This window comes from Burkholderia sp. KCJ3K979 (genome assembly GCF_016759955.1).
In the GTDB taxonomy this organism is placed as follows: Bacteria; Pseudomonadota; Gammaproteobacteria; order Burkholderiales; family Burkholderiaceae; genus Burkholderia; species Burkholderia orbicola.
Map to the genome: position 1 here is coordinate 71,303 of NZ_JACFYV010000003.1, position 24,604 is coordinate 95,906.

Consider the following 24,604-nt stretch of genomic DNA (forward strand, 5'->3'; position numbering starts at 1 on the left):
CATGAGCACACCGTCGGCACACGCAACCCTCGTACCGCGCGAAGTGGTGCTCGCAGATTTCATCCCATTTTCGTCGCATGTCACGGACCGCGTGATTCGCACACGCGAGGGTGACTATATACAAATCTGGAAAATTCCCGGGATTGCATTCGAGACGGCCGATCCTGCCGATATTCTCGCGCGCCATGTCACCTTCAATCAGCTGGTGCGCAATCTGCCGGGTGGCCACGTCGCGCTATGGACGCATCGGCTGCGGCGGCGTACCGCGGACAGGTTCGAGACGACCTATCTCAACCGATTCTGTCAGGACTTAGCTGAGCGCTACTACGCGAGCTTTGCCGGTTACACGATGATGACCAACGAGCTCTACGTGAGCGTCGTATATCGTCCTCACCGGACGCGATTGGGGCGGCTGTTCAGCCGTGCAGCACGCCGTACAGTTGACGACATTCAGCGCGATCAGCAAGACGCATTGCGTGCGCTGGCCGATATCGCCGCGCAGATCGAGACTGGTCTCAAACCGTGGTCGCCATGCGCGCTCGGTGTGTATGAACGCCGCGATCCATTGACCAAGCGGCTCTGTCGCTATTCCGCCGCGCTCGAGATGCTTGGTTACCTAGTCAACGGAACGTGGGAGGCGGTACCGGTTGGATACGGTCGAATTTGCGACACGTTACCAACCTCGCGCCTGTTCTTCCACCGTGAGAAGCTCGAGATCCGCACACCTACGCGCACCCGCTATGCGGCGTTGCTCGACCTGAAGGACTATCCGGAGCAAACCGAGCCAGGCATGCTCAATGGATTGCTCTACGGCGACTTCGAGTACATCGAAACGCAAAGCTTTACCGTGCTTGACCGTCCCAGTGCCAAGGAGGCGCTCGAGCGCCAGCGCAACCAACTGATTGCGGGAGATGACGTTGCTGTCTCGCAAATCGAGGCAATGGATCAGGCCGCGAACGATCTCGTCAATGGCGATTTCGTTTTGGGCGAGTACCACTACACGTTGGCTGTGCTGGGAGATACCTTGGATGAGGTAGTGCGGCATGTCGCCCAAGCACGAACGAAGCTTGCAGACGCCGGCTTCCAGAGTGCGCTCATTGATCTGGTCGCCGATGCTGCGTGGTTCGCGCAGTGCCCCGGCAACTGGCGATACCGACCGCGAGAGGCGAAGCTCACATCACGCAACTTTTGCGCGATGGCCAGTTTGCATAATTTCGCGACTGGAAAGCGAGAGGGTAATCCGTGGGGCGAAGCTATCACGATTGTCAAAACGCCCAGCGGGCAACCGCTCTATCTGAATTTTCACGCGACGCCCGAGAAAGTCGACTCAAACGACGAGAAGGCGCTTGCCAACACGCAGATCATCGGCCGAGCCGGCGCAGGCAAGACTGTGCTTGAACTGTTTCTGCTCGCGATGGCAATGAAGTACGGTGTGATGGGCCTGCTCTTCGACAAGGACCGAGGAGCGGAAATCGGGATTCGCGCCATGGGTGGTCAATACATGGTATTTCACCGTGGTGAGCCCACCGGCATGAACCCGTTCCAGTTGGAGGCGGACGAGGCGACACACAGTTTTTGGATACGTCTCGTGTGCAAGCTGGTCGACAACGGAGTACCGCTGTCCGCGAAGGATGAGCTCGATATCTCTCGCGCGATCCGGGAGGTTGCACGCATGGATCGATCGCTGCGTCGGTTGTCTATGGTCAGGCAACTGTTGCCAAACGTTGGAGATAACAGTCTTCATGCGCGGCTTGCCAAATGGTGCGCCGGCGGGCGCCTCGGGTGGGTGCTCGATAACCCGGTTGACCGGATTGATCTAGATGCGCACCGATTGTTCGGTTTTGACGACACGGAACTGCTCGACGATCCGGAGGTATGTGCGCCACTGACGATGGTGCTGCTGCATCTGACCGAACGCCTGATCGATGGGCGGCGTTTCATCTATGTGATGACGGAGTTCTGGAAGCGCCTGCGCGACCCGGTGTTCAGCGAGTTTGCCAACGACAAGCAAAAGACCATTCGCAAGCAAAACGGCCTAGGTATTTTCGATACCCAGTCCCCTGCGGATGTGCTTAGCAGTCCAATCTCTCGTGCGCTTGTAGAGCAGACGGCTACATTTTTCTTCCTCCCCAACCCGAGCGCAGACCACGATGATTATGTCCACGGTTTCAAGCTGACCGAAGCAGAATTCAACATTGTGAGACGCATGGGTGAGCACAGCCGGCTGTTCTTGGTCAAGCAGGGTCATCGTTCGGCAATCGGGCGACTCGATCTCTCGGGAATGGGCGACGTGCTCGATGTCCTGTCGGGCACGTCAGACAATGTTGCGTTGCTCAATACGATCCGGGCGAAGGTCGGGGACGACCCCGATGTGTGGTTGCCGCGCTTTCATGATGCCCTGACTGCTCGCCGGCGCCAGACGAGTGCGTTTCAAACCGCATTGTCGAGCATTGCTACACACGTGCAAGGTGGTGTTCTATGAATGGCCTCTTCAGCGCGGTGGGCGGTACGCTCGAAAATGGTATGCACACGTACGTGAGCGATGCATCGTCTGCGTTGTCGTCCGCGTTAGTACCCGCCGCTACCACGGGAGTGGTGATTTGGGTTCTCGCGTATGGCATGGCAGTGATTCGCGGAGAGGCACACGAGCCGGTGCCGGCATTTGCGTGGCGAGGTATGAAAGTCGTCATCACGCTCGCGTTTGCGTTAAGTGCGGGGCTGTACCAGTCCCAGGTCGTCAGTGCCGTGAGCGAGACGACAACCGGCGTCGCCCAGGCAATTCAGACAGCAGCCGGTCGTACCGGCGCAGGAAATGTTGGATGCGGGTCAGTAGAACAAGCGAGCGAGGCAAGCGAGCATGCTGTGGGCATTTACCGGACGCTCGATTGCTATGATCGGCAGCTTAACCTCGTGGTCGACGCCTATTTCGACAAGGCGACCCATGAAGGTCTGAGCATGAGCGGCATCGTCGCAGGTATCGGCGACCTCGCTTGTGGTCTGGTTGCCGCCTTCGGGGGCGCAATCTTTCTGATGGTGCTCGGCGTCGAAGTGATGATGGCACGCATGCTGCTCGACCTCGTACTTGCGCTGGGTCCCATATTCATTGCGTGTGGAGCATTTAGTTCTACTGTTAGATTTTTCGAAGCATGGACTGCCAAGCTCGTGAACTATGCGCTGTTGCAAGTGTTGGTTGCGGCTTTTCTTGGTCTCGCGCTCGCGGCGTTCTCGGCCAACCTCGCACCGTTTCAAGTAACGACTGCTGATCCGGACGCTTCTGCCGATGCGTTGGCCGCTGCCGCCCGTCAAGCACTTCAAGCAAGCGCCCCGTGGGCGGCGGCTTTCGGCATGTTTGTTACATCCATGCTACTGGCGACGATTGGGTGGCAATTGCCGGCCGTGGCTTCGGGGCTTGCGGGCGGTGCGACTATCTCAGGCTTTGGAGCGTTTGTCGCCGGCTACGCATCCAGACAGGCAGCCGGTGCGATGGCCTTCGCACTGCGCAGTGCAAACCGAAACGCGTCTTCCGGCGGTCGAATATCTAGGCCTGGCGCATTGGTGAGCACCGTCTCGCCGCATCCTCCAGCCTATCAACGGGCTGCACGCGAGCAGCTTGACCGTGCGCACGACTGAACAGGAAGCGTAGCCATGAAGCGATACCTATTCACGCATGTCCTGATGTGCGCCATTGTCGCGGGCTCGGCGTCGTTTATTGAGCCGGCGAAAGCGGAAATCTATTCGGTCTATGACGAAAAGAACGTCGCCCAGGCGATCGCGATGGTCGGGCAGCTCAAACAACAAGTGCAGCAGGAGATGGCCTTGTACCGCTCAATGAGCGGCGCGCGCGGCTTTGGTGCGTTGCTGGATAGACCGGGGGTGGTCAATGCGTTGCCGGGTAATTGGCAAAGCGTGTATGCAGCGATTCGCGAGGGAGGGTATGCCGGGTTGACTGGTCCGGCCCAGGCGCTGCGTGCGCAAAGCAAGCTCTACGACTGTGAAGATCAGCATGGCATCGATCAGCGAATTTGTCAGCGTGCATTAAACAAGCCATTTCAGGATAAGGCACTTGGCCTGCAGGCATATCAAACCGAGCTTGCTGAACTCGACCGGATTGAACGTCTGATGCGGCACATCGATACGACACGGGATCCGAAGGGTATCGCGGAACTGCAAGCACGAATCCAGTCGGAGAGCGTGGCGGTCGGAAACGAAATGACGAAGTTGCAGATGTTCAAGATGCTCGCGGAAACCGAGGATCGCTTGATTGCCGAGCAGCAGACTGAACTGCTTCTTAAGCGAGCGGGCAACACGCGGCGACTTCAGGATCAGATGGTGCCGATCACGTTTGGTCGATAAGGAGAACTGCAATGACGCGACGCCGGATGATATGCGTACTTATCGGGCTAAGCATGTCGATGTTCGGATGCAACGGTGTGCCGTCCAGGCTCGTGCTACCCGATGGAGCTCACCGCGTACCGGTCAATCAGCAACTGCCGGTGCCGCCGGGGGTGAACCTGCGGCTGGATGGAGCTTGTCCGTGAACGATCAAAGCGATTATCGGCGTGCGCTTGATTTTGAGGCGTCGCTCACCGCGTTGCAGGCATGCTCTGAGCGTCGCGCATGGCAAGTGGCGTTTGCCGCCGTTATTGTTGCGATCGGTTCGGTAGCGGCGCTTGCCGTGATGATGCCGTTTTATCGCGTGGTGCCGTTGCCTATCGAGGTGAACAAGCTCACCGGCGAGGCGCAATTCATCGAGGTGCTCGACGCAAAACACGTGCCGCTGCGTGAGATCGAAGATAAGCACTGGGTCGAAGTCTATGTACGCACTCGCGAGCGCTACGACTGGGGACTGTTGCAAATGGATTATGACCGTGTCCTGGATATGAGCGACGAATCGGTCGCGCGCGCATATCGTCAAATCTATAGCGGTCCGAACGCGTTGGATCAGCAACTGGGCGCGTCAGTTCAATACCGCACCCGAATAGTATCGACGACGCTCGTGCCCGACGAGCCGGGACATGCTGTCGTGCATATCGAGCGCACGGTGCGCAAGAATGGCATCGATACCGGTGAGCCAGCAAAGCGCTTTGTGATTACGCTCGCCTTTACCTACCGCCCCACGGTGCTGGTGCGGGAACGTTCGGCCATCGAAAATCCATTCGGCTTCAAGGTGACGGCGTACAGCCGAGATGCGGAGGATACGCCACCTGCTCCACAGCCCGGTGCAGGAGCTGGCCGATGAATACGCTCGCGACCATGGCGATCCTGTTGGCGTGCTTTGCGGCGCAAGCAGTCGACGCACACATCATGCCGGACTGGACGCGCGATGCCAGGGTGCGCAAAGTGCGTTATGTGCCGGACGAAGTCGTGCGCATTATCGCGCAGCGCGGCTTTGCCACCCACGTCGAGCTGGATCCGACCGAGCACATTCTTGTGGTTGCGCCAGGGGACCGCGACGGTTGGTATGTGGTAGCCAATCGGGGAGACCATGACGTTTATCTGAAGCCGAAACTCGCCGCTCATGACACGAATCTGATTGTCCGGACCGATCGGCGCAGCTACAGCTTTGATCTTCTCGTTCTGCCCCTGAAGGCACGCTTTGGCAACGCGCACGAGATGTACCGGGTAAGTTTCGTGTACCCGGACACCGCTGCGTCGGATGCGTTTATTGCCGCGCACTTGGCGTGTTTGCAGAAACGGCTGTCTCAGCCGTCCGTCGTGCGTAACGCCGCGTACTCGATGCAGGTCATGCCACATGCAGAGGATATCGCACCGTCCGCAGTATGGGACGACGGTCGCTTTACGTACATTCGAATCCCCAACAATCGTCGTATACCCGCGATCTTCCGAATTGAGGACGATGACACCGAACGCGTGGTGGACAAGCACATGGACCGTAATGTGGTGGTCGTCCATGAGCTTGCTCGCCGACTCGTGTTGCGTCTGGGCGATGAGGCGGTTGGTTTGTGGAACGACGCATTCGACATTGATGGTGTCGCGCCGCAGCACGGTGTGACGGTCGACGGTGTGCGCCGCACGCTGCGGAGTCGCGAACATGACTGAGGACACTTCGCCCAACGGCGCAGCGACGGACGACAGGATCCGTCGCAACAGATCGGCAGATATGGATACAGGTACGGGATCCGAATCGTCTGTCATGCTCGATCGCGGCATGCCCAGCTTGGATGGGTTCGGGCGACGATCGTTCATCAACTGGCTAGTGCCGCTCGCGGTCATCGTACTTGCGCTAATAGGCGCGGTCTGGACAGTTCATGGTGTGCTCGCTCACCGAGACGATGCTGCGCGTGCGCGCCGTAGTGCGCTCCATGCGCGAGGCGCACACGAAAAGGTGTTCGACGAGGTGCCGGCACTTGCCGAGCCTGCATCGGCCGCTGCGATGCCTATACCGACGCCAGCACCGGCTGCGGTGCAGGCTGCGCCGCTCAGTGATCGCGCTGCACCTGTACACAGCTACTACGACGCGCCGTTGCTTGCCGTGGGGACCAGCAATGGGCACATGGCAGGCGCGAGCGATAGTGAGTCAGTTGCCCCCGGTACTTTGCCCGTGCAGGCGGACCAGCAGCCGTCGAATGCGACCGCCGGTATGGCCCAGGAGCGCTTGAAATCCTTCTCGCAGCCGCTGTCACAGACGCTCACGCCGACGCGCGTACCGAAGGTGATGGCAGCGTTTATCGGCAACCGAAGTTTGCTACTCGCTCAGGGCACGAAGATCGATTGCGTGGGCGACACCGCGTTCGATTCGACCCAGGCAGGTATATCGACTTGCACGGTCGCACGTAACGTCTATTCCGACGACGGGCGCGTGGTGCTCATCGAGCGCGGCTCGCAAATTAATTGCGAATATCGCGCGAATCTTGCGCCTGGGCAACGACGTGTATTTATTCTGTCAGCACGAATTGCTACTCCGCACGGGGTAGCCGTACAGATCGATTCGCCGGTAGCCGACGCACTGGGCCGCATGGGTATGGATGGATCGATCGAGAATCACTGGGGCGCGCGCGTGGGCGCGGCGATGATGCTCGGACTGAGCCACGATGCGATCGGTTATCTGGCCACGCGCGGGGGCAATGGCAACGGCACGATTGTCTACCAGAACACACAGGCGCAAGGCAGCGACATGGCCACACGCGTACTCGATCAGACCATCAATATTGCCCCGACGCTCAAGCAACATCAGGGTACCGAGTTTACGATTGTCCTTGCTCGCGATCTGGACTTCAGCTCGGTTTATGCACTGGAGCCGGAGGGGGTACGATGAAGGCATGCAAGGCAACACTTCAGCCACAAACCGATCGCGTAGCCGAGACAATATCGGTATTGCCCGATGATGCGTCGGTGACGGAGCTGATGCGTTCGTTCGCACCGTTGCTCGCCGACGAAGCGGTAACGGAGCTCGTAATCAACCGACCACAGCGTATTCTGACAGAGACCCATCGGGGGTGGCAGGCACACGATTCACCGGAGCTTGATTTCGAACGACTCATGGCGTTCGCCGTGGCGATTGCCACATTGACGAATCAGGGCGTCTCGACCGAGCATCCGCTGCTTTCCGCGCTATTACCGGATAACGCGCGCCTCCAACTCGTGGTGCCGCCCGTGGTTCCACCGCGGACGGTATCGATCACGATCAGGCGCCCGAGCGCGGATGAAAAGACGCTTGAGTGCCATCGTGCCGACGGCATGTTTGAGGACACGGTTTGGCGACACGTTGACGGTCTCGGCAAGACAGGCCTAGCGTTGCGCGGAGCCGATCGGATGCTCGTCGAGCGGCTCGAAGCGCGTGATTTTTCCGCCTTCTTTGAAAGCGCCGTGCGAGCACGCCGCAATATTGTCATTGTCGGCAGCACGGGCTCCGGCAAGACGAGCTTTATGCGCAGCTTGTGCCGATACCTGAGCGCAACCGAGCGCATCGTGACGATCGAAGACGTACGCGAGCTGTTCATTCGGCATCTCGAAAACTGCGTCCATCTCCTCTATAGCAAAGGCGCTCAGGGGCGCGCACACATAACGCCTGCAGATTTGATTGCCTGCGCCATGCGCATGCGTCCCGACCGGGTGTTGCTTGCCGAGCTCCGCGGGGCGGAAGCGTACGACTTCCTGAAGCTTTTGACCACGGGGCACGCCGGCTCGATGACGAGTTTTCATGCGTCCAGTGCGGGCATTGCCATCGAGCGTTTTGCGCTCATGGCAAAGGAGCATCCCGAGGCAGCCGCCTGGGACATTGCTTCGCTCAAGCGTGTGCTGCGCTTGACCATCGACGTGATCGCTCACATGGAGGCGCAGCCCGTATTGGACTCACACGGTGTGCAGGTCGGCAAACGCTGGGCGATGACCGAAGTCTGGTTCGACCCGCGCGAGAAGGCTGCCATCGAGTTTGACCCAACCGAGAGGTGCTGCGATGCATGACATGTCCGGGACGCTTGCTCCAGTGTGGCGTGTGACGATTCTTACGCTTGCCATCACGATCGGGATATACGTCGGATTGGCCGCAGCCGAATGGTTAGCCTCGTGCATGCTATATGCAAGCATGCACCGCAATCCCATTCGCGCAAGCTGGTCAACGTGGCTTGATGCATTAGTGGCATGGTACGACGGCCGTCTTCCGAATATGGGGAGACGTGTGGCCGGTGCGGGCCTCATGGGTTTGCTTGTCGCCTTCGGCGGCCCTGCGCTTGCCGTGTATACGTGGCTAGAACAAGCAGGCCGCAGACCCTTGTATGGCGACGCGCGCTTTGCGAACGATGCGGAGATTCGTCGGGCGGGGCTGTTATGAGACAGATTGCACCCGCGAAGTCTCAACCGACGCTTGTGGTGGGCCGTTGGCGTGGCCGCTATCTGCGCTTTGCCGGTCAGCAATTCGTGCTACTTGCCGCGCCCGCTCGTTCAGGAAAGGGCGTGGGGATTGTGATCCCGAATCTGCTGAGCTATTCCGACTCCGTGGTCGTGCTTGATATCAAACAGGAAAATTTTCGTCTCACGGCAGGCTTTCGGCGCGCGCACGGACAAGCCGTGTACCTGTTCAATCCGTTTGCAGAAGATGGCTGCACGCACCGCTACAACCCGTTGTCGGTCATTGCAGACGACATGTTTCGCGTCGGCGACATTCTGGCGATCGGTTATGTGTTGTATCCGGCCGGCGGGCATGACGAATTCTGGAAAGACCAGGCACGCAACCTTCTGTTGGGACTGGTCCTGCTGCTGTGCGATTTGCGTGAGGCGCGTCGTGCTGGCGCGAGCGGGGTGCCCGACTACCCGATCACAATGGGCGAGGTATTGCGGCAATCGTCGGGAAATGGTCAGCCGGTCAAAACCTACTTGAACCGGATGCTTATACAGCATCGACAGTACTTGAGCCGCGCCTGTATTGATGCACTGAATCGATTCCTCGCGAATGACGACAAGGTCCTGGCGAGCATTCTGGCCACTTTTAATGCGCCACTGACGATCTGGGCCAACCCGATTGTTGACGCGGCGACGAGCGCGAACGACTTTGATCTGCGAGACGTCAGACGCCGCAAGATGTCCGTATATCTTGGCGTGACGCCCGATCACTTAAGTGAGGCGGCGATACTGATGAATCTGATGTTCTCGCAGCTCGTGAATCTGAACACGAAGGAGTTGGCAGAGGACAATCCGGCATTGAAGTATCAATGCCTGCTGCTGCTCGACGAGATGACGGCGATCGGAAAAATCCAGATTATCGCGCGTGCGGTCGCCTATATGGCGGGCTACAATCTGCGCCTACTCTCGATCGTGCAGTCCGACTCGCAGCTCGAGTCTGTGTATGGCCGAGCTGACGCGAGGACCATTGTCACGAATCATGCGATGCAGATTCTTTTCGCCCCGCGCGAACAGAAGGACGCCAATGCCTACTCCGAGATGCTCGGCACGCGCACGGAGCGATCGCGCAGCACCAGCCGATCGAATGGCATGTTCGGTGCGCGCGGCGGTGCGAGCGAGAGCTTTTCCGATCAACGTCGTGCGCTGATGTTGCCGCAGGAGATCAAGGAGCTCGATCGCGACAAGGAAATCATTCTTCTCGAAAATACCAAGCCGATTTTGGCTGACCGGATCTGCTATTGGCGCGATCGTGCATTTACTTCACGGGTAATGGACGCGCCGGCGGTGCCTGCACTCGATCTCGTGCGATTTGGTGCACAAATCGAGCAGCGGCTGCGCGAACTGAGCGATGACGACGTCGATGAACAGACGGGCGAGCTGACGCATGTGCGAGCGGACTATCTGGAACTTGTACACGCCTGGGATCCGCGCGAGCTGCCGCAGGCGCTGGACAATGTCAGTTGCGAGGAGGCAGCCGCGTATGTGGATCGGCATTTCACGCTGCTGGGCGTGCCGGCCGAGGACGTAGCGCGCGCCGGACGTCGGTTGGCGCGCGGCGAAGATGGCATGACTGATACTGAGACGGGCGCGCGCAAGCGCGACCCGAGCCCCGTCGCCCGGGCAAGTGGTGGTGTTCAATGAGCGTTGCATATATCAGTGAGGCGGATCGAGTGCGGGCTGCTTTGGCGACGATTCCGGCTGACGACTATACGACGTGGGTCGACATGGCGTTCGCCGTGAAGCATGGGCTTGGCGAGGCAGGTTTTGAGCTGTGGGATGCATGGAGCCAGACCGCGCCGAATTACGATGCACGATCGGCGCGTGCGACATGGCGCTCGGCGAGCGAAAGTGGGGCGATCACGCTTGCGTTGCTGTTTTGGCTGGCCCGCGAGCATGGGTTCGATCTGGCCGGCTCGCGCGCGTTTGGCGATCGCGCGGCGCGGTCCGCGTCGGCGCATGCCCCCATTGTGGGCGCCGACGCCTCACTCCAGCGCAAGCGCCGGACGCGCCGCGCCGCGGTCGCTCGGGATGCGCTGAGTATCTGGCGTTGGGCACGGCCGGTGGCACCTGACCATCCTTATCTGGTGCGCAAGCAGATTGCGCCGTTGCCTACCCTGTGCGAGCTTGAAGCAGAAGAGTTGCATGTGCTGCTCGGCTACGCCCCGAAATCCAATGATGCCGCTCTCGTGGGACGTGTGTTGATCGTGCCTGTTCGTATCGGTCATCAGATTTCGACACTCGAGCTGATCGATTGCGAAGGGCGTAAATCATCGCTGGCAGGCGGTGCGAAGGCGGGAGGCTGGTGGGCGGTTACGCCCGAACAGTGTCGACGCGACGCGTGCTTGCCGGTGCTGATTGCCGAGGGCGTGGCGACTGCCGTGTCGGCATGGCAGGCGACAGGGTGGTACACGCTTGCGGCTTTGTCGAGCGGAAATTTATCCAAAGTGGCTACGGTATGGCGCGCGCAGCACCCAAAGGATGCGCTTGTGATTCTGGCCGATCTCGGTGCTGGATTTACGCATGCGGAACATGCAGCGCGCGATGCCCATGCGCGACTGGTCGCTCCTAGGTTCGCATCAGGGGCGCATATTGCGGATCAATTGCCGACCGACTTTAACGATATGGCGGTGCTCGACGGAACGGAGGCGGTCGGCGAGCTGTTGCGGCGTGCGGTACTGGAGACGCCGACGCCTGCATCGGCTGACTCGAAGGCGAGCCGGACGCAAACCGAGGGCATGTCGTTTTACTTGACGGGAGACGCAGACATGGGATCGAGGAAGACGGACCACGGCACGGGGGCGGACGACGTGCGCCGGCACGCCGAGGCCGACCGCTCGGGCGGTGATTGCGCGTCGACGCAGCCATCTGGTACTCCGGAGGAAGGGAAACAGGCTTTCACCCACAAACCGGCGGCGAGCCCAGTCACCGAAACCACGGACGACGGGCAGCATTCGAACCAGGGGCCACGTCATGCGATGGGCGAACTCATATACGGGCTCGACGCCGTGCCCACGGAGGTCAAGATGGCGGCCGAGCGGCGGTTTGGGTCTGTACTGAGGATGTCCACACCACGAGAGAATGGAGGTCCCTATCGCGGGGAGGTGCTCAATACCGAGCATTTCCTTGTTCAAGAGGTGGCACCACGCAGCGTGGTGTTTCATGCGAAGGGAAAGATGACATTCGCGTCGGACCGGTTACGGTGGATGGACGAGCACCATCGCCTAAACGGCGCAGACGTACAGATCGTCTACGAAGGTGAGCGCGCGAAGCTCTACCCGTGGGACCGGGCTCGCGATCAGCTTGAGCGGGCGGTTGCGTCACTGAAAAAATCTGCGCGGGAAATGGGGCTCGACGACATGGACGTGAAGCTCGATGCGCTGCATGCAGCGTCATGGGCGCGCGTGAAAGCTGCACGTGCGGCCGCGCTCGCGCAAGCCAGGTCACGCGTGGACGGGCGTGGTGAGATCGATGACCCGCAGCGGTAGCGATTCGGTCATGCGCAATATGGACGGTGACGCCGCGCAGCTGAGCATTGCGCGACGCATAACCGGTGAGGTACATGATGGATGATACCCAGTCGCCGGCGCTTTTCGCACCCAGTGCGGACTTCGCCATGAACGCCATCGAGCCCGAAAGGACTGCGGACGTTGACATAGCGCGACGCCGCCCGTCGGACCACGTTCCGGTACAGCAATTTGGCTACCTCGCAATGCTTGCGCGTCGGCGCAGCAAGTTTGATGCGGCGCGCGCCCTGCTACGAGAGCAGGCTGGTGGCAGCCGCTTCGAGGCGGGGGGTGACGATGCAGGCACGGATGGTGTGTCCGATCCCGGCGCGATAAATTCGGTGCCGAAGTTCACGGAAATCGCCGACGCGCCAGAGCGAGTTAGGCGAAGCTACCTGCGCGCCGGCAGTCAATATTTCCTGAAGGAGGCCCCGTACCCGCTGGCGTTCGAGGATCGGGGGCGATATCTCGTCACGATGCAAACTCGTACAGACATTGTTGCTTCCATGATGGATATGGTGCAGGCGAAGGCGTGGACGCGCATTCGCGTGTCGGGGCACGACGCCTTTTGCCGCGAAGTATGGCTGCTGGCCGTTTCAATCGGTATTGAGGTAAGCGGGTACACACCGAAGCCTGCCGACCTGGCGCGTCTTTCTGAGTTGAACGCGCCCACGGAACACACACGCGATCGCGACTCCGAGCGTCCTGGGTTGCAGCCGCAAGCAGCGACGACTGCAACGCCTGGGGGTGCCCGCGACGAAAGTCCAGACCGTCCCATGGGCGCATCGGTGCGCCACTCGAGATCGCTGGACGATGGGATTCAGCTCGCGGTGATTGTGGCGGCCATGCGCGAGCAGGGTTTCAGTGATCGTTCGGTCGATCGTGTCAAGCGTCGCGCTGTGCGCATGCTCGATGCGCTTCGCGCCGAAGGCGTCGAGCTTCCCCGTCCTCGCGTGTTCGATCCGGCGGCTCCGTCCGCGCGAGCGGAAAAGGGCGAAAATCCGCGATCGTCTGCCCCGTCGCGAGAAATCAATCACGCGCCCGCCATGCAGTTGCCTGGAGAACGGTAGACGAACATGCAATCGCGAAACCGAGCGCGCATTGCGGTCGAACTGGGCGCGCTAAAGCCTTTGTGGCAGGCACGATGTGCGCAGAACGGGGTGAGCGCCGGTGAGGGCATCAGGCGGCTCGTGGCCGAAGCACTGGACATCCCCCATGACCCGCCGGACACGGCCGCAATACTTTCGACGCCGAGCGAGCCGTTTGTACGGATCGGCGTGGGTCTGATGCCGGCCGAGTTGGAATGTATCAAAGGGCTGGCACATGTCCAGGGGTTCACCGCCAATCGATGGATTGCTGCGTTAATTCGCGCCCATCTGACCGGAGAACCGCAACTGGGAAATCGGGAGATGATGCTGCTTGCGGAATCGAATCGGCAGCTTGCTGCGATTCGTACGCGGCTGGGTGAGCTCGCGCGCAACACGGGCGAGGGCCACCACGTGCCCGAGTGGGAGCACGCGCGCGCCATGATCCTTACACATCTGCGTTTTGTCGCACAGTTGCTGCAAACCAACCTGGACCGATGGAGCCGTTGATATGCCGTTTCCCAGACTGTACGTCGATGCGCTGCTCGTCAACTGGGGCGATCGACTGTTTCACGATCCGCTGCGGCATGTGCGCGCCCCGCATCTGCCCGGCGTGGCATTGCCGCGCGATGCGCGGCGTTTGCGCGAACGGCTGGCTTTGACGCTTCGACGCGCGCCCGAGGTCATGGTCAAGATTACCAACAAAGCGTCAGGCGCACAGGGCATGGGTGCGGTGCGTCGACACCTGCAATATATTTCACGCGATGGTCATGTCGAGCTGGAAGACCAGGACGCGCGAGTGTTGGTTGGAAACGCTGCCTTGCAGGACCTTTTTGACGAATGGCGGTGGGGTGGTTGGGGGATGCCGGAAGAGAGCCGGCGTCGGGAAACCTTTAATTTGATGCTATCAATGCCCGCAGGCACGGACCGCGCGGCCGTCCGAGAGGCGTCAAGGGCGTTCGCGCGCGAGATATTCGGCGACGGACGATTGTACGTGTTCGCACAGCACGATGACCAACCGCATCCGCACGTCCATCTGTGTGTTCGGGTGCGTGGTCCTGACGGGCGGTGTCTGAATCCGCGCAAGCGGGATCTGCGTACATGGCGCGAGGTGTTTGCGCGCCAGTTGCGCGAACACGGGGTCGATGCGAACGCAACGCCGAGGCTGGCTCGCGGTGAGACACAACGCTTTCCGACGCAGGCCGTGTTACGAATGCAGTCTCGTGGAGTTGCCCCGCGTTTTTACCGATCGGTGCTCGATGAGCGCGCAGAAAAGGCGTTATGGGATGCGCATATCGAAACATTGGCAGTCTGGCGTGGGGTCGCACAAGCATTGGCCCAGTCCGGTGTCCCTGAAGACCGAACCATGGCAATGGCTATTGTGGATTTTGTACAGCACATGCCGGCGAGGCAATTGGAGCGCCGCGCTACCCGACTCGACCCGGCCACCACACGCTCACATCGTGACCGCCCGTATGAGCACAGGTATATTGCCCGCTTCACGGGTAAACAGCGCAGTGTTGATGACAGGCCACCCGAACCGGATCCGCTATTTGACCGAGATTGATCGCATTTCCGTCAGCCATGTTTGGGTGTCGGGTGCGCGATCCTGCACGCATGACGTATGCCGCCGCGAACGGCGATTCGTGTGCACACGCTGTTGGTTCACGGGCATCGTGCGATTGTGGTAACGCGGGTGATGGGCACTGGGTAACGTGATGGCGTCCGTCGGCCTGGCCGGCTCGCCACGTAGACTGGCGCCGTCAGCGTTCACGCATGCAGCGCTTGCATCTGCTTTCGCGCATGCTCTGACCTGGCGTCGAAGTCACGCGGTTTCATGTCGAGCCCTTCGGCGTGGGCGGATTCCACATCGGCGGTGGCATCAGGCGGAGTGCCACATACAGATACGGCGTGAAGGCATCCGTCTCCTAGCCGATGTGTAGGCCGTTGCGCGAGTTGGACACGATCGCGCTGACGCTTTCGACGAGGCCTATCGGATCGGTCTTCGTGTACCGGTGGGTCGCGCTCGAAGCTCGGAAGTGATGAAGCGGCGTCGCTTGTGGTCCGCCGCCGGGCATTACTGCCCGAAGCGCTGCGTGATGGTGTCCTTCAGGCGCGCGGCGGTCAGCTCGCCCATGTGCGATTCGACGAGTTCACCTTTCGCGTTGAAGAACAACGTGGTCGGCAGCCCGCGCGAGCCATACGCATGCATCGCGTGCAGCGACGGATCGAGCAGCACGTGATCGAAACGCAGGTTCTGCTGCTCGAGGAACGCACGCACGGCGTGCGCGTTTTCTCCCTGGTTGAGCATCAGCACCGTGATGCCCGGATGGTCGCGCTGCGCCTGTTCGAGGATCGGCATCTCGCGCCGGCACGGCGCGCACCACGTCGCCCACAGGTTCACGACCACCGGCTTGCCGACGAAGCCCGCCGGCATCACGGGCGTCGAATCGAGCGCCTGGAGCGGTATCGCGGCAAGCGGCGGCGCGCCCCGCTGCAATGTCGCCAGCGTACCTTGCGCGATCCCCCACGCGCCTAGGCCCGCGACGATGCCGGCTAGCACCGGCCGACGCAGCGCCGGCAGGCGGCGCAAGCGCCAGGCGGCGAACACCAGCGCGGCCGCGATACCGATGCGCGCGTCGAAGCCCCCATCGCCGAGCGCGACGATCGCGCGCGGCGACACCGCATAGTCTGGCCACCATTGTGCGACATACCCGAGTCGTGCGGCGATCAACCCGAGCAACAGCACGTCGAGGATCACGCTCGATGCGGTCTTGTGATGCCCGTCAGGTGGACGGCGCTGGATGAAGTGCGCGACGAACCACGCCAGCAGCGCGGCGACGGCTACCGCGACGACGCGAATCGAGAAGGGACCGATGCTCAGCATGAGATTGGAAGCGTGGGCGTGATCAAGCGGGACAGGAGAGCCGGAGGTCCGTCGCAGCGATCAAGCCTTCGACGGTCGTGCGGCGTTTCGACCGGTTGTCGCGTATGGGGGTTCCCTCCGAGAACGTAACGGCGTATTGCGGATCGCGAGGGGCGCCCAAGGCAGCTCAGGAGTGCGTGATTTTCACGCCCGCATACCGCGAATCAGACCGGTCCGATGGTCAACGGCATACCGTTCATCAACAATATGCAGGCCGGTCTGGTGTGGTGTCCGCCGGTATCCCGCCTAGGGATCTCTCCTTGACGGCCGCTCCGCTTTGGAGCGGCCGCTTTTTATCGACATGCGTGCGCGCGTGAATGCCTTGTGGCGGTCGGTGGGCGCGGCCGCACTCCGATGCATATCGGCTGATTTAACGGAATAGGACCGCTGCCAGATGCGAGCACAGGGCATTCACTCGCGCATTGCAGGACGCATGATGGTCGGTTCGCGACCGGCGAGGCCGTGCGTTGATGGCAGCACCGGGTCTGCCGCCATGGCCCGACGGGCCGCGCATCCGCGATCCGTCGGGCGGCGGGCTTTACAGCTTCCTCGACGCTGCCGGTGCCGCGTCGCCTTGCGTGGCGGCGGTCGTCGGATCGAGCGTCGCGAGCGTCTTCTCGGTGAATTTCTCGTACAGCCAGTCCATACGCATGCTGTCGATGCCGGCGATACCGCCGAGCGCATACGACGCCGACACCTTGAAGTGGTCGACCGGGTGATTGTCGGCATCGGTGAACGTGACGGTGCCGTCGACGTAATCGCTGCCGGCCATGAAGCCGAACATGACGGCCGAGAAACTCGAGCGCACGCGAATGCCGGTGACTTCGACGTTCAGGTGCATCGCATCGGTTGCATCCGCTTTGGCCAGCAGCTTGCGTGCGTCCAGTGCATGTTCGATTTTCTCCTGGAGTTTCTTTGCGTCGAACTTCAGGTTGTCTTTCAACGCTTCCTGCGCGGCATTGTCGAGCGTGACCGTCACGATCACGGGCTTCTTGCCGAATGGGGTCGTCGATGCGGTCACGGCGGCCCCGGCCGTATCGCTGGCGTCGCGCGTCACGCTGCTGGCGCAGCCCGATAGGAAGCCGATCGTCACGAATGCCAGAGCGGCATGGCGGATAAGAGATTTCATGATTTGGTCTTTGATTGAGGTTATTGGAATGGGCTCTGTGGCCGAGCGGGAATCTAGCACGGAGCGATTCCATTCAAATCGTCGAATAGATCGAAAATCGATGCGGTGTTTGGTCGACGCGGCGCGATTGCACCGAGGAATGGTCGAAATAATGGGCAGTGCGTGATGAACGGCGGTGGAGATTCGCTATAGCTTGCGCGGCGGCGTCTCCTGGCTGGCGATTACTGGCCGTTGCCCGACACCGCTTCACCCAGCCGATACGCCGTAAAGAACTCGTACCACGGCGAGCCTTGCGTGACCGGCACACCGAGCGCCGTCGTGCGCTGTTTCAGCGCGCCGAATACGTCGTTGATGAGCGCGCTCTGCGCGCCGTCGCGGAACGGAACCGGTTGCGTCCGCCCCGCCGCGAACGCGCCATACGCGATCGCCAGCAGGCGGGCGCGGTCGTCGGTGCCCGCGATCGTCGCGTTGATCGTTTCGACGAAGCTCGACCGGTCTTCCGCGCGCGGCGCGGACAGGCACAGGTACACGATTGCCGAGAGTGCATGCCGGTCCTTCACCCGCAGCAGCGCGGGTAGCCGCGTAATGATCTGTTCCACTGGTTCGTCGTGCAGCGCATCGCCGAAGTCGAGCACGGCGGTCATCGGGTTCGTGTCGGCTTTCAGGCGGTCGAGTGCCGGTTGCGGGGGCCACGACGCGCCGTCCTGCATCCCCGCGGGCGCGGACCGCAACGCATCGGCCACCTGCTGCGTCCATTCCGGAAAGATCATCCGCACGTTGCCGAATTGCTCGCCGCCTTCCGCGGACGGATTCCAACGATAGACGATCGTGCCGCCGCGAATGAACGGCGAATACAGATGCTCGGCCGTTTGCGGTAGCGGCCGCCTGTTGATCGGCAGCCACGCGAGCGTGAGCCAGTCGTAGCGACCCGTCGCGGGCACCGCCGGGCTCGAACTCGCGACGACCTGCCACGTGCCGCGATTCGCATAGCGGCGGCGCGCGTCGGGTACCGGGACGGTCTGACCTTTCGCGGTGTCGAAATACGTACTGCCCGTGACGCGTGCGCCGCTGTCCGCGGCCGGCGTGATGATCGAGATGACCCATGACGCGCCGTCCGCCGATCGGTAGTCGGACAGCTTCAGCGTCGCTACGTCATGCACCATGCGCGTTTCCGCCGCGACGGGGCTCGCGGGGAGATTGGCGGGGGCCAGGATGCTCGGCATGGACTTTCCTCGGAATCGGATGCGCATCGTCGAGCGGGGGCGATGCGCGGCGGTGCGGGTCGTTTCTCGTAACTGTAGGACGTTGCCGCAGGTATCGCGAGGAACCCGCCGCGCAGGGAGAGGAATGCATGGACTCGTGTGGTGTAGTAACATACCTACATATATGGATTCTAGGAGTTCATCGTGACCATCACCACACTCTCGAGTCGTGAACTCAACCAGGACGTGACCAAGGCAAAGAAGGCGACAAAGGACGGCCCCGTGTTCATCACCGACCGCGGCAGGCCTGCCCACGTGCTGCTGAGTTTCGAGGAATACCAGCGTCTCACCCGGCAGCAGCGCAACATTGCCGACTCGCTCGCCATGCCAGGTGTCGAGGACGTCGAATTCGACCCGCCGCGCGCGAACGTCAAGATCAAGGAGGTCGATTTCTGATGATGTTCGTTCTCGATACCAATGTGGTTTCGGAACTCCGGAAAGTGCGGGCGGGCAAGGCGGACAGGAACGTGGCAGCCTGGTGTTCGACCGTCGATGCGTCGGTGCTGTTTGTCTCGGCGATCACGATCATGGAGCTGGAGACAGGTGTCTTGCAGATCGAGCGCGGAGATGCGGAGCAGGGCGCGCTGCTCAGGGCATGGCTTGACGGGCACGTCCTGCCCGAGTTCGCCGGTCGCGTGTTACCGGTCGATACTGCTATCGCGCAACGATGCGCACGGCTCCATGTGCCGGACCAGCGATCCGAGCGGGACGCGCTCATTGCCGCCACGGCGATCGTGCACGGCATGACGGTCGTGACGCGCAACGTTGCCGATTTCGTTGAAACCGGTGTCGCGATCCTGAATCCGTGGGATTGAGCGAAACAACCAGCTTGCTCACGAGGGAAATCGGATGCCGCTTGTATGCAAGCGCGCGTCGATTCGCTTCGGCTTACCATGCGCATCCTGGGCCAACGACGCAGACCGATCGGGAGCACGCATGACCGGCACGAAAGCCATTACCGAACACTGGACGCGGGTCGCTGACCAATGGATCGACTGGGCTAGCAAGCCAAGCCACGATGCGTTCTGGAAATATCGCGCGGGGCTCGCGGCCTACATCGGGCGCGGCACCGGCGTCGCGCTGGAGATCGGCTGCGGCGAAGGCCGCGTGAGCCGCGAGCTGAAGGCGCTCGGCTACGACGTGACCGCAAGCGACGCGGTGCCCGCGATGCTCGATGCCGCGCGTCATGCGGATTCCGCGCATCGCTATCGACTGGCGGACGCGGCCGCGCTGCCGTTCGACGCGGCAAGCTTCGATCTCGTGATGGCGTACAACGTGCTAATGGATCTCGACGACATGCAGGGCGCCTTACGCGAGGCGCGCCGCGTGCTGAAGCCGGACGGCACGCTGTTTATCTCGCTCGTGCATCCGTTCCGCGATCGCGGTAGCTTTGCCGGGCCGCAGCCCGATGCGCCGTTCGTGCTGACGGGCAGCTATTTCGGGCGCGAGCATTTCGACGGAGTGGAAACACGCGACGGGCTGTCGATGCACTTCGCGGGCTGGTCGCTGCCGCTGCAGGCGTACATGGAGGCGCTGGAGGCGGCCGGGTTCGCGATCGTGTCGTTGCGCGAGCCGCCGCCGGATCATGCCGATACGGATCAGCTGAAGCAGTGGGCGCGCGTGCCGCTGTTTCTGTGGATCAAGGCGCGGCCACTGCGTTGAGCGCGTGCGAATGATCGGCGACGTGGATGTCTCGTGCGGTTTTCAATTCGGATAATTTATCGACTCATCGGGTGCTTCTCTGCTAAACAAGCGTGAGCCAACGCTGCGCTTTCGCACCTCGACGCCTTATCCGCGCGAAGTGTCTGCATCGTTGAACTTGCGTTACACAACCTGCTGATCGTCGCTGGTTTCGATCGAAACAGACAAGAACTGTTTGCCACGCGCTGGTGCACCCGCGGGTTCCAGTCGCAAGAGAAAATCGAAATATCGTTCCGGGAGCTTTCCAAGTTGTTCCTGGATCGCTGCCAGCTTGATGAGGCACTGGGCGTCCCAGTTCATTCCGACAACAAGCTCGCTCGTCACGCCGTTCCACTCGCTAAGTAGAATAGAGGCCGCACGAGCATGCTCTTCGGCGAAGCGTTCGATGCGTTGTTCGATGTAACGCGCATCGTCACGCATCAACGTACCCGAGATGCACAACGAAACGGTATGCGCGACGGTATCGTGTTTCACGTACACGCTGGCGATACCGCTCAGGTGCCGGGATACCCGATCGAGTTGCTCATCGTCCAAGTCGTCCTGGACGGACAGTGCGCCTGAGAGGCTGTACGGTGCGGGCTCTTCCATTGCGAACCTCCAGAGGTTGGGGTGAAACCAATGTCCCGATTGGGTCGAGAATCTCAGCTTTTAGGTAGGCTAGGCGGATCGTCCGAGTGGAGCTGCCAGTACCTGAGTGTTTTGAGTATCAGAATGTGGCGGCTAGACGCGTGATGCCGGACGTATTCTTTCGCCGGATCCTGCAACTGTTCGACCTGTCGGCCCGGCGTGAGGGGCATGAGAGATTGTTCCCCGAACCGTATGCGACTGAATACGGCGGCGGTTCGGGCCCACTTCTGGGAGAATTCTTTCAACTTGCCTTCAATGGAGGCGACCTCTTGATCGGTAAGTGCACCGCGAAGGCGGATCATGACTGAATGCGTGACGGCGTCGGTGACGCAGTACACAGTCACGGAAGCGGGCAAGCTTTGCGCGAACTGCTGTGCGTGATTGCGTCGGAAGCTACCGACGACCGGGAGTGCGCCGCAGATTTCGTACGTGAATGGCATGAGTCCTCCGATGCATCGAGATCGTCTGCAGGCAGGAGCCGGAGCTTCTCAGTGCTCTTGTCCATCCCGAGACACAACTGAGTACATGCAAACGATAGTCAACAAATGAGTTCATGTCAACAGAAAATCCACAAATGAATTCCTTTTCGCTTCGCTTGAAGCAGGAGCGACGACGCCTGCAAATGAACCAGGCCGAATTCGGCGAGGCAGGAGGTGTTCGGAAACAGGCTCAGTCCAACTATGAACAGGGCTCGAGGATTCCGGATGCCAGCTATCTGACCCGACTTGCTGAGATTGGCGTCGACGTTCAGTATCTGCTGACCGGTCGCCCGTCGGATCCCGGAACTTTGGCGCTAACCGGCGACGAAGAACTGCTCCTCGCGGGCTTTCGAGAACTGAAGCCGCGAGAAAGGCGCGGGGTGCTGGCGCTCGTGGCTGCGATCAACGGTACGCCGACGGAACGATCGGGGACGGGGCAGGCGTCGGAGGAGGCCGAGGACGTTTGATTCGTTGGACGTGCGGGGAATGTATAGCCGACGTTTGACGCTGCAGAGCAGGGGAATGGCCGGTCAGGAGAAACGTTGCGACCCCATTAATGGCAACGAAAACCGACACATCGAAATGGTGTTCCCGAGGATACAAAAATCCAGTGAAAGGACGAATTTGTATCCCGCGGGCTACCCGGGGTCGTGAGGCCATGTCCGCCCGACGGTCGGGGTGTACGTGGCGGGTCGTCGATGCGCTATGTGATCCGTCACGTGCGGCTGCCAGCCAGTGCACGCGTTCGGCACGATGCCGGCGCGCGGTGTCGTACACGGCTTCGATCAGTGCGCGGCCGACACCTTTGCCGTGTTCGCTGTCGAGCGTGGACAGATCCTGCAGATAGCAGGACGGCCCGATGTGCGTCGTGCTGCGGCCGTATACAGGGAACGCGCGAACCCGACGGGCCTGCAGTGACGCTGCACGACCAGCGCGTACACCGGTTCGTAGCCGTCGAAGAAGCGCGACCACGTGAGCTACGTGATGTGCGGCGGTAGCGCGTGTGGCGTCGAAGCGGCTATAGAAGCGGTTGTGATCCCACTGCGGCAGCCATTCATCGTAGTCGTCTACTCCCAACCACGCGTACGGTCGGGCCGGTATCGGTAACGTTCATGCTCGCGAACCTTTCGAGGAGGGAAGGGCGTTGCCACTCGGACAGGAAAACGTCGCACGTCACATCGATACGAGCTCCGGACGCGATGGGTAGGCCCACGGGTGCGCGCGCTTTTCCGATGCCACGAGGGCAATTGCGTGTGGCTACCGCCGTGCAGCTCGAACGGCGCGGTGGGCTTTCTTTCAGTCTGCTAGACTTTTTGGCCGCCTGTCGCCATCCGGGCCGCGCCCCGGTTCATTGCGCCATGAACGAACACCACGCACCGAATCCGATCACCGAGGTGCTGCGCGCCTACTGGAAGGCCGATCGCTGGATGTTACTGACGGTTGCGGCCGTCGTCGTGCTATCGAGCGCCACCGCCGTTGCCGCTCCGTATCTGTTCTCGCGCCTGATCGACGCGCTGTCGCATCGCGGCGCGCCGTACGCGCTCATGGCGGGCTTCGTGGTCTACGCGGTGCTGCTGGGCCTGTCCAGCGCGCTGCAACGTGTCGTGCAGTACCTTGCCTTCATGAGTTCCGGGAATCTGGGATTTATCACCAGCACGCGCTTTTTCGAGCGCGTCCTGAAGAAGACCACGGCGTTCTTCGTCGAACACAATCCCGCCGAAATCCAGAGCGCGAACACGCGCGGCAGCCGCGCGCTGTCGGTGCTGGTGCAGCTTGCGCTGATGGACCTGATCCCCGGCACGCTGCAGATCGTCTTCACGCTCATCACGCTGGGCGCACTGATTAACCTCGAAGTGGCAGCCATCACCGCTGCGTATGGCGCGATTGCGGTGACGATCGCGATCGTGTCCGCGCGGCGCTCGCGGGTGTACCTCGATCGCGCGATCGAGGCCGGGCAGGAGAATGCGCGGTTCGTCGGCGGCGCGATCAACGCGATGGAAACGCTCCGGCATTTCGGCAGCCATCGCTGGATGAGCGAGCGTTTCGCGGAGAAGGCGCGCGCCGAGCGCGACAACTGGCGTGCGTACGTGATGCAGCATGTCGGCTTTCTTGCACTGGTGGGGCTTGGCCTCGCAGTCCAGTTCTCGGTGACGTTCTGGCTGTTGTTACCGCGTCATGCGGCCGGCGCGCTGTCGATCGGCGACATCGTGCTGTTCAACACGCTGCTGCTGCAACTGAACCTGCCGTTCGACATGCTTGCGCGCTCGATCGACGAGAGTGTGCGCTCCCGCGCAGCGCTCGTGCCGTTCACGGCCCTGTGGACGGCACCCGAGGAGCGGCAGGTGTCGCACGCGTCGTCGTTCATGCCGCGTGAAGGGCGCATCGTGTTCGAGCGCGTCGGCTATGCATACGGCAACGGGCGCGGCGTGCGTGACGTCGATTTCGTGGCCGAGCGCGGCGGTATCACGTTCATCGTCGGCGAAACCGGCGTGGGGAAGTCCACTGTCTTCAAGCTGGCGTTGAAGTCGATCGAGCCGACCGCCGGGCGCATTCTCGTCGACGGTGTCGATCTCGCGACGATCGATCGTGCCGACTGGTACGGCGCGGTGGCCGTCGTGCCGCAGGATGTCGTGCTGCTGAACGAAAGCCTGGGGGACAATATTCTGCTCGGCCGGCCGCGCGATGCGAAGCGCCTGCGCGACGCGGCCGCGAAGGCCACGATCCTGCCGTTTATCGAGGGCTTGCCGGACGGGTTTCGCACGACGGTCGGCGAGCGTGGGCTGAAACTGTCCGGCGGCGAGCGTCAGCGCATCGCGATCGCCCGCGCGCTGTATGGCAACCCGACCGTGCTGTTTCTCGATGAGGCCAGTTCCGCGCTCGATGAAGCCACCGAGCACGACATCATGGCACACGTGCGGCTGCTGGCCCGCGACGTCACGGTGATCGCGATCACGCACCGGCGCTCGGTCATCGGGCCGGCCGACAAGGTCGTGCGGCTCGGCCACGCACGCGTGCCGGCCTGATGCCCGTGTC

22 protein-coding genes and 1 pseudogene are annotated in these 24,604 nt (G+C 61.4%); 18 read left to right on the top strand and 5 right to left on the bottom strand.

The genetic code is table 11. The features are described 5' to 3' along the window. The first annotated feature begins 1 nt into the window (after position 1). The 12 genes from H3O04_RS01660 (at position 2) to H3O04_RS01715 (ending at position 15,014) form a co-directional block, all read left to right on the top strand. Positions 2–2,482 carry a VirB4 family type IV secretion/conjugal transfer ATPase gene (locus H3O04_RS01660; RefSeq protein ID WP_202587001.1) on the top strand — a complete coding sequence of 827 codons (2,481 nt, stop codon included), beginning with the start codon at positions 2–4 and terminating at the stop codon, positions 2,480–2,482. Then, positions 2,479–3,630 carry a type IV secretion system protein gene (locus H3O04_RS01665; RefSeq protein WP_202587002.1) on the top strand — a complete coding sequence of 384 codons (1,152 nt, stop codon included), beginning with the start codon at positions 2,479–2,481 and terminating at the stop codon, positions 3,628–3,630. The genes H3O04_RS01660 and H3O04_RS01665 overlap by 4 nt, the downstream gene beginning before the upstream one ends. A gap of 15 nt (positions 3,631–3,645) precedes the next feature. After that, entirely contained in the window at positions 3,646–4,353 is a 708-nt protein-coding gene (virB5, locus tag H3O04_RS01670) for a P-type DNA transfer protein VirB5 (protein WP_200161572.1), read from the top strand. Between the two features lie 181 nt (positions 4,354–4,534). Continuing rightward, the gene (locus H3O04_RS01675; protein ID WP_202587003.1) at positions 4,535–5,239 is read left to right on the top strand and encodes a VirB8/TrbF family protein; all 705 of its coding nucleotides are present in this window, start codon (positions 4,535–4,537) and stop codon (positions 5,237–5,239) included. Continuing rightward, positions 5,236–6,060, top strand: coding sequence for a TrbG/VirB9 family P-type conjugative transfer protein (locus tag H3O04_RS01680; RefSeq protein ID WP_202587004.1), 825 nt, complete (start codon positions 5,236–5,238; stop codon positions 6,058–6,060). Before H3O04_RS01675 ends, H3O04_RS01680 begins: the two co-directional genes overlap by 4 nt. After that, positions 6,053–7,276 carry a type IV secretion system protein VirB10 gene (gene virB10 / locus H3O04_RS01685; RefSeq protein ID WP_202587005.1) on the top strand — a complete coding sequence of 408 codons (1,224 nt, stop codon included), beginning with the start codon at positions 6,053–6,055 and terminating at the stop codon, positions 7,274–7,276. Before H3O04_RS01680 ends, virB10 begins: the two co-directional genes overlap by 8 nt. Beyond that, complete coding sequence (virB11, locus tag H3O04_RS01690) at positions 7,273–8,424, top strand: P-type DNA transfer ATPase VirB11 (protein WP_202587006.1); 1,152 nt, start codon at positions 7,273–7,275, stop codon at positions 8,422–8,424. The genes virB10 and virB11 overlap by 4 nt, the downstream gene beginning before the upstream one ends. A gap of 363 nt (positions 8,425–8,787) precedes the next feature. Continuing rightward, entirely contained in the window at positions 8,788–10,500 is a 1,713-nt protein-coding gene (locus H3O04_RS01695) for a type IV secretory system conjugative DNA transfer family protein (protein WP_200161567.1), read from the top strand. Continuing rightward, positions 10,497–12,344, top strand: a complete 1,848-nt coding sequence (locus tag H3O04_RS01700) for a PriCT-2 domain-containing protein (RefSeq protein WP_202587007.1) — start codon at positions 10,497–10,499, stop codon at positions 12,342–12,344. Before H3O04_RS01695 ends, H3O04_RS01700 begins: the two co-directional genes overlap by 4 nt. Before the next feature lie 74 nt (positions 12,345–12,418). After that, complete coding sequence (locus H3O04_RS01705; protein ID WP_202587008.1) at positions 12,419–13,432, top strand: LPD7 domain-containing protein; 1,014 nt, start codon at positions 12,419–12,421, stop codon at positions 13,430–13,432. A 6-nt stretch (positions 13,433–13,438) separates the two neighbouring features. Further along, a complete protein-coding gene (locus H3O04_RS01710) occupies positions 13,439–13,957 on the top strand; it encodes a hypothetical protein (protein ID WP_202587009.1) in 519 nt (172 codons plus the stop codon). A 1-nt stretch (position 13,958) separates the two neighbouring features. After that, positions 13,959–15,014: a relaxase/mobilization nuclease domain-containing protein gene (locus H3O04_RS01715; protein WP_202587010.1), complete on the top strand. Its 1,056-nt coding sequence runs from the start codon at positions 13,959–13,961 to the stop codon at positions 15,012–15,014. Between the two features lie 510 nt (positions 15,015–15,524). Here H3O04_RS01715 and H3O04_RS01720 read toward each other — a convergent pair. The 3 genes from H3O04_RS01720 to H3O04_RS01730 all read right to left on the bottom strand — a co-directional run bounded on the left by H3O04_RS01720 (position 15,525) and on the right by H3O04_RS01730 (position 18,725). Next, positions 15,525–16,334 (bottom strand): TlpA family protein disulfide reductase, encoded by an 810-nt coding sequence (locus tag H3O04_RS01720; RefSeq protein WP_202587011.1) that lies wholly within the window; start codon positions 16,332–16,334, stop codon positions 15,525–15,527. A gap of 577 nt (positions 16,335–16,911) precedes the next feature. Next, positions 16,912–17,502: a DUF4410 domain-containing protein gene (locus H3O04_RS01725; protein WP_011548462.1), complete on the bottom strand. Its 591-nt coding sequence runs from the start codon at positions 17,500–17,502 to the stop codon at positions 16,912–16,914. Between the two features lie 221 nt (positions 17,503–17,723). Continuing rightward, a complete protein-coding gene (locus H3O04_RS01730) occupies positions 17,724–18,725 on the bottom strand; it encodes a hypothetical protein (RefSeq protein ID WP_202587012.1) in 1,002 nt (333 codons plus the stop codon). A 183-nt stretch (positions 18,726–18,908) separates the two neighbouring features. Between H3O04_RS01730 and H3O04_RS01735 the strand changes: the two genes are divergently transcribed. From H3O04_RS01735 to H3O04_RS01745, 3 genes are all read left to right on the top strand, one after another. Beyond that, positions 18,909–19,160: a type II toxin-antitoxin system Phd/YefM family antitoxin gene (locus tag H3O04_RS01735; protein WP_011548460.1), complete on the top strand. Its 252-nt coding sequence runs from the start codon at positions 18,909–18,911 to the stop codon at positions 19,158–19,160. Beyond that, complete coding sequence (locus tag H3O04_RS01740) at positions 19,160–19,579, top strand: type II toxin-antitoxin system VapC family toxin (RefSeq protein ID WP_202587013.1); 420 nt, start codon at positions 19,160–19,162, stop codon at positions 19,577–19,579. Before H3O04_RS01735 ends, H3O04_RS01740 begins: the two co-directional genes overlap by 1 nt. 121 nt (positions 19,580–19,700) lie before the next feature. Further along, positions 19,701–20,426, top strand: coding sequence for a class I SAM-dependent methyltransferase (locus tag H3O04_RS01745; protein ID WP_202587014.1), 726 nt, complete (start codon positions 19,701–19,703; stop codon positions 20,424–20,426). Between the two features lie 162 nt (positions 20,427–20,588). Here H3O04_RS01745 and H3O04_RS01750 read toward each other — a convergent pair whose 3' ends face one another. Beyond that, positions 20,589–21,053 (bottom strand): hypothetical protein, encoded by a 465-nt coding sequence (locus H3O04_RS01750; protein WP_011548457.1) that lies wholly within the window; start codon positions 21,051–21,053, stop codon positions 20,589–20,591. A gap of 86 nt (positions 21,054–21,139) precedes the next feature. Between H3O04_RS01750 and H3O04_RS01755 the strand changes: the two genes are divergently transcribed. Both H3O04_RS01755 and H3O04_RS01760 read left to right on the top strand, forming a co-directional pair. After that, the gene (locus tag H3O04_RS01755; RefSeq protein ID WP_202587015.1) at positions 21,140–21,400 is read left to right on the top strand and encodes a hypothetical protein; all 261 of its coding nucleotides are present in this window, start codon (positions 21,140–21,142) and stop codon (positions 21,398–21,400) included. Between the two features lie 266 nt (positions 21,401–21,666). Further along, on the top strand, positions 21,667–22,038 hold the full coding sequence (locus H3O04_RS01760; protein ID WP_200161559.1) for a helix-turn-helix domain-containing protein: 372 nt from the start codon (positions 21,667–21,669) through the stop codon (positions 22,036–22,038). A 265-nt stretch (positions 22,039–22,303) separates the two neighbouring features. Here H3O04_RS01760 and H3O04_RS35975 read toward each other — a convergent pair. Beyond that, positions 22,304–22,685, bottom strand: a pseudogene (locus H3O04_RS35975) (GNAT family N-acetyltransferase); the annotation flags it as partial. On the opposite strand from H3O04_RS35975, the gene H3O04_RS01765 reads away from it, so the two are divergent. Next, a complete protein-coding gene (locus H3O04_RS01765) occupies positions 22,684–24,594 on the top strand; it encodes an ABC transporter ATP-binding protein (protein WP_237666141.1) in 1,911 nt (636 codons plus the stop codon). The pseudogene H3O04_RS35975 and the gene H3O04_RS01765 overlap by 2 nt on opposite strands. Positions 24,595–24,604: the final 10 nt, after the last annotated feature.